This window comes from Acinetobacter sp. YH12097 (assembly GCF_013419225.1).
In the GTDB taxonomy this organism is placed as follows: Bacteria; Pseudomonadota; Gammaproteobacteria; order Pseudomonadales; family Moraxellaceae; genus Acinetobacter; species Acinetobacter amyesii.
Genome location: NZ_VPAN01000035.1, coordinates 26270 through 33812 on the forward strand (window position 1 = coordinate 26270; position 7543 = coordinate 33812).

Here is a 7543-nt window from a genome sequence, read left to right on the forward strand (position 1 = left end):
ACGTCTGACCTAGATAAAAGTTTTAAACCAAATGGCTAAAGCTTTGTTGTTCTGTGTACGCCATGACCATGTTACGACCACCAGCTTTAGCTGCATATAGCGCTTGATCTGCATGGGTCAGTAATTGTTGTGGTACTAATTCAGGCGTTGAAATCGCAATGCCAAAACTGGCTGTCACATGAATCGACTGATCGTCATGCCCCCAAATTTGAAGCTGTTCAATGGCTTTTCGACAGCGCTCTGCAATGAAAATTGCTTGTTCTAAGTTAGAGTTTTTTAACACCAAAATAAACTCTTCCCCGCCAAAACGTCCAACCACATCACTACCACGTAAATGTTGGTTTAATATTTGGCTGACGAGAATCAAGGTTTCATCGCCTTTATCGTGTCCGTATTCATCATTGATGCGTTTAAAATGGTCTAAGTCCAACAAGACCAGTGCATATGTATCTGTTTTAGCACTATCGAGCTGTTCCAGACATTGATTGATACTGCGTCGATTAAATAAATTGGTCAGTGGGTCGACTTGACTGAGTTTTTGAATCAAATGCTCACGGTGACGCCATTGGCTCAGTAAGATTTCAAATAAAGCCAGACAGGTTAATAAAATAGGAACAATGAAAAAGATCATTGAGAAGAGCCAAAAACTATTTTGATAGCCATAGGCATGAGGTTGAAAAATCGGGGCATAGGGGATAATGCCGCGGATGCTTAAATACATACAAATGGATAAAAAAATCGTGGCTGGAATCAGCATGCTATAGACGATTTTTCGTGTAAATAGCACCAATCCAACGGTCACAAGGCTCACGTAGGAGATCATGGTGGCTGGACTCATGACACCAATTAAATAACCGTCACGACATAAAGAAATGACGAATAAGCCGACCGAAAGATAAGGTAAAATTAGCTGAATCTTGGGATTATCTTTTCCAGCATAGCAAGGCCAAATCAGCAGGACCATTAAGCAAAAAAAGACGATGTTGGTCCACAATTGAGAGTGGATGAGATCAAGGTTAACCCACTGCCAAAGTTCTGGCGTGACATAAACATAAAATTTCCAAATGATCCAAAGCAGATGAATGGCTGAGCCAAGCATCAGCATGAGCATACACTTTTTCAGGATACTCCAATTCATCACCACTTCATCTTCCAGTAAATACTGGGCGATTCTATTGCGGAGGATCATGTCACGTATGCTTGATTTCACCGTCATCCTGTGTCATTGCCCTGTTCGAGTTATCAGTTTTTTTCTTAAAGTTTATATAGATATCATTTTATAGGCTTACATTAGCATGAAAATTTACACTTGATAACGGTCAAGAACCGCTCAGTAATTTTAAATTTTTTACGAGTTCAAAAAGATTGTTCTAAAAATAAAACATAGTGTCATAAGGATCGGGATTATTCTATTTATGAAAAGTGATTACACTAGGCTCAAGTTAATAACAACAGCTTTAGGTTTTAGTCATGAAAATTTTGCATATTGATTCAAGCATCATGGGCGACGCTTCAGTTTCACGTCAACTCAGCGCTGAAATTGTACAACAGCTACAGCAAAAACATGGTGATGCGGTACAGGTTCAATATCTCGATTTAGCAGTACAGCAGATTCCACATCTCAGCAGTGAAATTTTGATGGGTCAGAATGCAGAACAATCGGCTTTAGGCGAGCAACTGTTACAACAGTATTTGGATGCCGATGTGGTTGTGGTTGGTGCTGCTATGTATAACTTCGGTTTGCCATCAACTTTGAAAGCATGGATCGACCGTATCAGTGTTGCAGGTCGTACCTTTAAATATACAGAACAAGGTCCAGTGGGCTTGGCAGGTGACAAAAAAGTTTATATTGCCAGCAGTCGTGGCGGTGTGTATGGCGATAACAGCCCTGTAGATTATCAAGAAGGTTTATTAAAAGCCGTGTTTAATTTCACAGGTGTCAGCGATATTGATGTGATTCGTGCCGAAGGTGTCAATATGGGACCAGATATGAAAGCACAAGCAATGGCAACAGCTCAGGCTCAAATTCAAGCCATTTAATAGATTGACATTTCCCTCTTAGGTCAGCATCTGCTGACCTTTTTTTATGGTGACTTTGATCCATTTCAGGGATTATTTTTCAGCGATTAATCCTGATCCAGTCGATGTGCAAAATCGGCTAAATCACTCAGCGCACGCTGTCCTTCTTCAAACCAAGAGCTAAACATTTGGAAGTTATGCCACATGCCAGTGTACAGCTTAAATTCGACATCTAGGCCAGCTTCTTCTGCTTTGACTTTAAAGCGCTGCGCATCATCCAATAAAATTTCTTTAGAACCTACTTGAATATGAATCGGAGGCAGTCCTTTGAGCTCGGCAAAAAAAGGCGAGACCAATGGATCAGCTCGATCGACCGAGCGTGGTACATAATAATCAATGCCTGTTTCGAGGGCTTCTATGCTTAACAGCGCATCATGCTTACGGTTATAGCGTAGGGACTCACTGCTCAGCGTCAGGTCTAAAAACGGTGACATCAACACCAAACCACTGACTTGTGGAAGTTGTTCCTGTTGAATTTTAAGGGCTAAGGCAAGCGCTAAGTTTGCACCACAAGAGTCGCCTGACAAAATAATATCTTTGGCTTGAATCCCTTGATCTAATAACACCGCATACACATCAAAAAGGGCATCGAGTGCTTCAGGAAACTGTGCTTCTGGGGATAAAGGATAATCCAAATGTAACACTTGCATTTGCGTGCGTGCGGTAACTTGAGTCAGAAACGCCCGATGTGTGTTCATCGAACCCAAGAAAAATGCGCCCCCATGAATATGAAAAATTAATTGGGTCGATGCCTGTTGCGGTTTGATTTCTTCGGCTTTTAAGCCGGCTAAGCGAATCGGGCGAATTTGTACATCCGGGTTTTGGGGAAATGCACGACACATTTGTTCCAAAGCAAAACGTAAAGTATTGGGCGGTAAATTGAACTGGCTCGGCCCACGAATTGTTGTTTTTAAAATGCTTTCTGTAATCAGTTGTTTCGTCAGTGGCGATATCTTCATTGTCTTTCCATCTTTTTCTATTTTAGGAATCGTGTGAGCATATTTACCAACACAAATTACAAGGTTACACTAAACGGTCACATACAAAAATTGATAAATTGTTGTGACTTTTGGATACTAATGTCGTCTATATCAGACCAGGGAAATAAACAAAAATGAAAAAAATTGCACTAGCATTAGGATTGATGAGTTTAGCCGCATTTGCAAATGCTGCAGACCCGCTAAATGGTACAACTTGGAAAACCATTGATGATAAAACCAAGCAGCCAAAAGCGATTGTAAAATTCACCGAGCAAAAAAATGGTACGCTTTCTGCGAGCATTCAGTCAGTTTTGACACCAGGTGAAGAGAATGCATGTAAAAAATGTGAAGGCCCATATCACAACAAATCATTAAAAGGCTTGCGAATTGTGACCGGTCTTAAAAATGTTGGTGGTACAAGCTATGAGAGCGGTTCAATTTTGGATCCTCAATCAGGTAAAACTTACAAGTTAAAAGGTCAATTGGCTGATGGCGGCAAAAAATTAGAGCTTCGCGGCTTTATTGGTGTTGCTGCTTTAGGTCGTAACCAAACATGGATCCGCGCCAACTAATTTGACGTGATTCCAACAAAAAGCCTGACGATGTCAGGCTTTTTTTATGACTGCTTGCTCAGTCAAAATTGAACAAGGGCAGTGCATGAGTGTGATGAAAACATTTATTTCAATGCACGGTAAGCGTTTTCATCATAGCCAACCAATAAGTCGCTACCTGTATCCAGTACTGGGCGTTTAATCATGCTGCTATGCGCTGTTAAGCACTGAATCAAATTTTCTTCACTGGCTAAGGCTGTCTGTTGCTCTTCTTCACTGAGTCTTTTCCATGTGGTGCCTTTTTTGTTGAGAATCACATCAGCACCTTTGGCATCGAGCCATTTTTTTACGGTTTCAGCATCAATCGCTTGTTTTTTATAGTCATGAAATTCGTAGGTCAGGCCTAATTCGTTGAGCAAGTCGAAAGCTTTTTTCATGGTATTACAGTTTTTGATGCCATAAATTTTAAGCATGAACAGGTGTCCTCAATTATTCAAAACAATATGATAAAAAATACAATTCAGCATTATCCTACAGGCTAATTCATCAATGCTCAAAGCCCGATCGTGATGTGGATTGAGAAATAAATGTTTTGCTGTAAAAGTCGCATGCTGTAAATATTAGGCATTGTCATCAAAACGACATTTTGGTCTTTTAGAATAGCCTACAGAACAAAACGAATCAGAAAAGAAAGCGCTGCGATAACAAGAAAATTCAGCCTAAGGTTGCACGGTCAGAAGTAGAAATAAAGCGAGAATAAGAATTTGCTGTGCAGATCGAATTTTTAGCTGTTTTATTTGGGGGAGTCTAGAGATGCGAGGGCTAGAAAAGAGAAAACCCGCATTTAATCATCCTGATCATGCGGGTCTCAGTCCAACGTCCATTGTCACATCCTTGAAAACAAGCTAAATCATTTAGTTTGTTTTTATACTTCCTTCGGCGTCCAATCCTTTTGTGTCATCCTGACATGTCCCTTTGCCGTGCGACCATAATGCTACGTTCGAGTTGTGAGATAAATCCACAAATTCGTCATGTAATGTGAGAAATAACCTCTAATTGGGTAAACAATTGTTCACTCAATTAATTGCTGAAAGCTTAAATTTTATAGTCAATAATCACTGGGGCATGGTCGCTAAACCACTCATCTTTGAATACCCAAGCATTGACTGTACGTTCTTTCCAGTCTGGCGAACATGCATGGTAGTCAATACGCCAACCGACATTTTTGGCACGTGCTTGTCCGCGGTTAGACCACCAAGAGTAAAGCTCGGCTTCTTTACGTACCTCACGGAAGGTGTCGACATAGCCAAGTTCATCATAAATATGATCGAGCCATGCACGTTCATGCGGTAAGCAGCCCGAAGCCTTTTGGTTCCCAGACCAATTTTTAATATCAATACGTTTATGCACGATGTTGTAGTCACCGCAAACAATCACTGACTTATTTTCAGCACGCCATTGCTTCAAAATTTGTTGATATTCGCCTAAAAATAGGTCTTTGCGCGCCTGAGCTTCTTCACCCGATGAACCAGAAGGCAGGTAGAGCGAGCAAATATGTGCAGTTTGTCCAAGTCCTAAATCGAACTCAGCAGAAATAAAGCGGCCTTGAGTGTCTGCCAATTCAAAACCTAAACCATCTGTCACTGAAACAAAAGGTAGGCGGCTATAAATCGCAGTACCGGCATAGCCTGGGCGTTCTGCAGGGAAAAGGTGTGTAAACCAACCTTCGGGTTTAAATTTATCGGTCCATTGTTCATGGGTAATGCGGCTTTCTTGCATGCAGATGACATCGGCATCTGAAGTTGCCATCCAGTCAAAAATACCTTTTTTTTCAGCGGAACGCAGACCATTCACATTAATTGAAACGACACGTAAAATTTTTTGATCACTTGGATAGCTACTCTTTGGTATCATACTCAGGTTTAACCTCAAACTTAAAAAAATGGAGCACCTCATGACAGCGCAAGCGGCATTTAATCCACAAGCTTTTATCGAACTGGCATTATCACGTGGTGTGCTTAAATTTGGTGAGTTTACTTTAAAATCGGGTCGTGTGAGTCCTTATTTTTTTAATGCGGGTCTTTTGAATGACGGTGAAGCATTGTCGTTATTGGCTTCTGGCTATGCAGCTAAATTAACAGAATGCGATAATGTGGAAGTGGTCTTTGGCCCAGCTTATAAAGGTATTCCATTTGTAGCAGCAACGGCTGTCGCACTGTCACAAAACCATGGTGTGAGTGTACCTTGGGGCTTTAACCGTAAAGAAGCGAAAGACCATGGTGAAGGCGGTGTGCTTGTGGGTGCATCAGTAGAAGGCAAAAAAGTCTGGATCATTGATGATGTGATCACTGCAGGTACTGCGATTCGTGAAGTAGTGACTATTCTGAAAAATGCCGGTGCACAAATTGCGGGCGTATTGGTGGCGCTAGACCGTCAAGAAAAAGGTCAGGGCGATTTGTCTGCGATTCAAGAAGTACAAAAAGAGTTAGAAATTCCTGTACATGCTTTAATCACTATGAAAGATTTAATGACTTTCTTAGATGCAAAAGGCGAAACTGAAGCCTTGGCGAAAATGGAAGCGTACCGTGTGAAATACGGCATCTAATTTTTCGGGATTTCAAAAGGCAGCTGAAGCTGCCTTTTTTACGTCTTTAAATGATGATTGTTGCATCTAACTAACAAAAAACGTGAAATATTGCTTAAAAAGTAGGCGTTAAACGTGAAGAATCAATAAAAAGCCGTCTCAGTGCGCTATTTACTGAAACGGCTTTAGTTAAAGTATTGATACTTATAGAAAATTTAAAGAATTTCGTATAACGTTTATTATGTTAATTTTAGGGAAATTTAATAAATAGAAGACTTTCATTATGAATTCCATCAGAACTTTTATTATTTTAATACATTTTACTGCTATATGTGGATGTACTGACTCTTTAGAACCTAGGTCTAAATCTTTATCAGAAAAATCGGATATTGAATATTATAAAGATATATCAAAATCAGGGGATTTAGTGACTTGGGGGATTTCATCGGATTTAATTATAAAAACAGTTGTAGGTGGTAAAAAGAATATTGAGCAAGGCATAGTTTTAAGTAACCCTTTTCTTGGGCAGTTTCCTATTAACTTCATTCCTACAGTAGAAATACTAAATGACGATGATAAAATTGAGAACGTTGCCGATTTTCAAAAGCCTATGCAATTTAATCTACTTTTGAATAATGCTAAGAATATAAAAATTAATAACTTTTATGATAGGAGTTATCAAGATCAAGTAAAAGTGCATCTACAAAATTTCAGTACACTTGATCCCATATCTTTTAAATATAAACGAACACCAAGAGAATGGATAAACTATTTAACATCACATAAATTTGTAAAATATGAAGATTCATTTAAAAAATTTGATTTAGAATGCTATTCAATAAATTTGGATTCTGATATTTCTTATCATTGTTTAGGTCATGCATCAGATCCATACCATTCTGAATTTTTAATGACAATTAATCGTAATCTTACAGACCAAATCGTAATAACCACAAAATCTGAAACACCTCTCTATCCTAACGTGAATATTGAATGGAGAATGCCTTATGAATCATTAAAAGATTGGAAAGCTGTAGATCAAAATATTTGGCGTTTATTAAAAGCTTGGAATGCTAATCAATAGAGTAACTATCGCAAAACTTCCACTATTTTTGAGTCTATTTAACATAATAGAGGTTATACGAAACGTGTTGTTAGAACCCATTTAAAGTGTCTATATTCTCACCAATAAAAATGTCTAGTTTATGATGGTTTTTATCATCATGGACTGGATATAAATATAGATGCTGATCACTATGTCTGACAAAGAAATTCAACGGCTTGCAGTTCTGCAAGACGTTCGAGATCATCGTATTACCCAGGTCCGTGCTGCTGAAATCCTAAATCTT

The 7543-nt window shown here is 39.2% G+C and carries 8 protein-coding genes; 4 read left to right on the plus strand and 4 right to left on the minus strand.

What is annotated here, in order from left to right; translation table 11 throughout:
• Window positions 1-22: 22 nt before the first annotated feature.
• Entirely contained in the window at window positions 23-1189 is a 1167-nt protein-coding gene (locus FTU37_RS13120) for a GGDEF domain-containing protein (RefSeq protein WP_257225380.1), read from the minus strand.
• A 281-nt stretch (window positions 1190-1470) separates the two neighbouring features.
• Here FTU37_RS13120 and FTU37_RS13125 point away from each other — a divergent pair, with 281 nt between their 5' ends.
• Window positions 1471-2040, plus strand: coding sequence for an FMN-dependent NADH-azoreductase (locus tag FTU37_RS13125; protein ID WP_168379694.1), 570 nt, complete (start codon window positions 1471-1473; stop codon window positions 2038-2040).
• An 86-nt stretch (window positions 2041-2126) separates the two neighbouring features.
• Here the strand turns inward: FTU37_RS13125 and FTU37_RS13130 are convergent, their stop codons facing one another.
• Window positions 2127-3038 (minus strand): alpha/beta hydrolase, encoded by a 912-nt coding sequence (locus FTU37_RS13130; RefSeq protein ID WP_168379695.1) that lies wholly within the window; start codon window positions 3036-3038, stop codon window positions 2127-2129.
• A gap of 155 nt (window positions 3039-3193) precedes the next feature.
• Here FTU37_RS13130 and FTU37_RS13135 point away from each other — a divergent pair, with 155 nt between their 5' ends.
• Window positions 3194-3631 (plus strand): DUF2147 domain-containing protein, encoded by a 438-nt coding sequence (locus FTU37_RS13135; RefSeq protein WP_078190586.1) that lies wholly within the window; start codon window positions 3194-3196, stop codon window positions 3629-3631.
• Window positions 3632-3735: 104 nt separating this feature from the next.
• On the opposite strand, the gene FTU37_RS13140 is transcribed toward FTU37_RS13135, so the two are convergent.
• The gene (locus tag FTU37_RS13140) at window positions 3736-4083 is read right to left on the minus strand and encodes a Spx/MgsR family RNA polymerase-binding regulatory protein (protein WP_168379696.1); all 348 of its coding nucleotides are present in this window, start codon (window positions 4081-4083) and stop codon (window positions 3736-3738) included.
• A 622-nt stretch (window positions 4084-4705) separates the two neighbouring features.
• Complete coding sequence (locus tag FTU37_RS13145) at window positions 4706-5524, minus strand: exodeoxyribonuclease III (protein WP_168379697.1); 819 nt, start codon at window positions 5522-5524, stop codon at window positions 4706-4708.
• A gap of 40 nt (window positions 5525-5564) precedes the next feature.
• On the opposite strand from FTU37_RS13145, the gene pyrE reads away from it, so the two are divergent.
• Entirely contained in the window at window positions 5565-6215 is a 651-nt protein-coding gene (gene pyrE, locus FTU37_RS13150; RefSeq protein WP_078193224.1) for an orotate phosphoribosyltransferase, read from the plus strand.
• A 262-nt stretch (window positions 6216-6477) separates the two neighbouring features.
• Complete coding sequence (locus tag FTU37_RS13155) at window positions 6478-7278, plus strand: hypothetical protein (protein WP_168379698.1); 801 nt, start codon at window positions 6478-6480, stop codon at window positions 7276-7278.
• The last annotated feature ends 265 nt before the right edge of the window (window positions 7279-7543 follow it).

Coding starts and splice junctions, on each gene's coding strand:
- FTU37_RS13120 (WP_257225380.1), bottom strand. CDS start 1,189: ATGATCCTCCGCAATAGAATCGCCCAGTATTTACTGGAAGATGAAGTG.
- FTU37_RS13125 (WP_168379694.1), top strand. CDS start 1,471: ATGAAAATTTTGCATATTGATTCAAGCATCATGGGCGACGCTTCAGTT.
- FTU37_RS13130 (WP_168379695.1), bottom strand. CDS start 3,038: ATGAAGATATCGCCACTGACGAAACAACTGATTACAGAAAGCATTTTA.
- FTU37_RS13135 (WP_078190586.1), top strand. CDS start 3,194: ATGAAAAAAATTGCACTAGCATTAGGATTGATGAGTTTAGCCGCATTT.
- FTU37_RS13140 (WP_168379696.1), bottom strand. CDS start 4,083: ATGCTTAAAATTTATGGCATCAAAAACTGTAATACCATGAAAAAAGCT.
- FTU37_RS13145 (WP_168379697.1), bottom strand. CDS start 5,524: ATGATACCAAAGAGTAGCTATCCAAGTGATCAAAAAATTTTACGTGTC.
- pyrE (WP_078193224.1), top strand. CDS start 5,565: ATGACAGCGCAAGCGGCATTTAATCCACAAGCTTTTATCGAACTGGCA.
- FTU37_RS13155 (WP_168379698.1), top strand. CDS start 6,478: ATGAATTCCATCAGAACTTTTATTATTTTAATACATTTTACTGCTATA.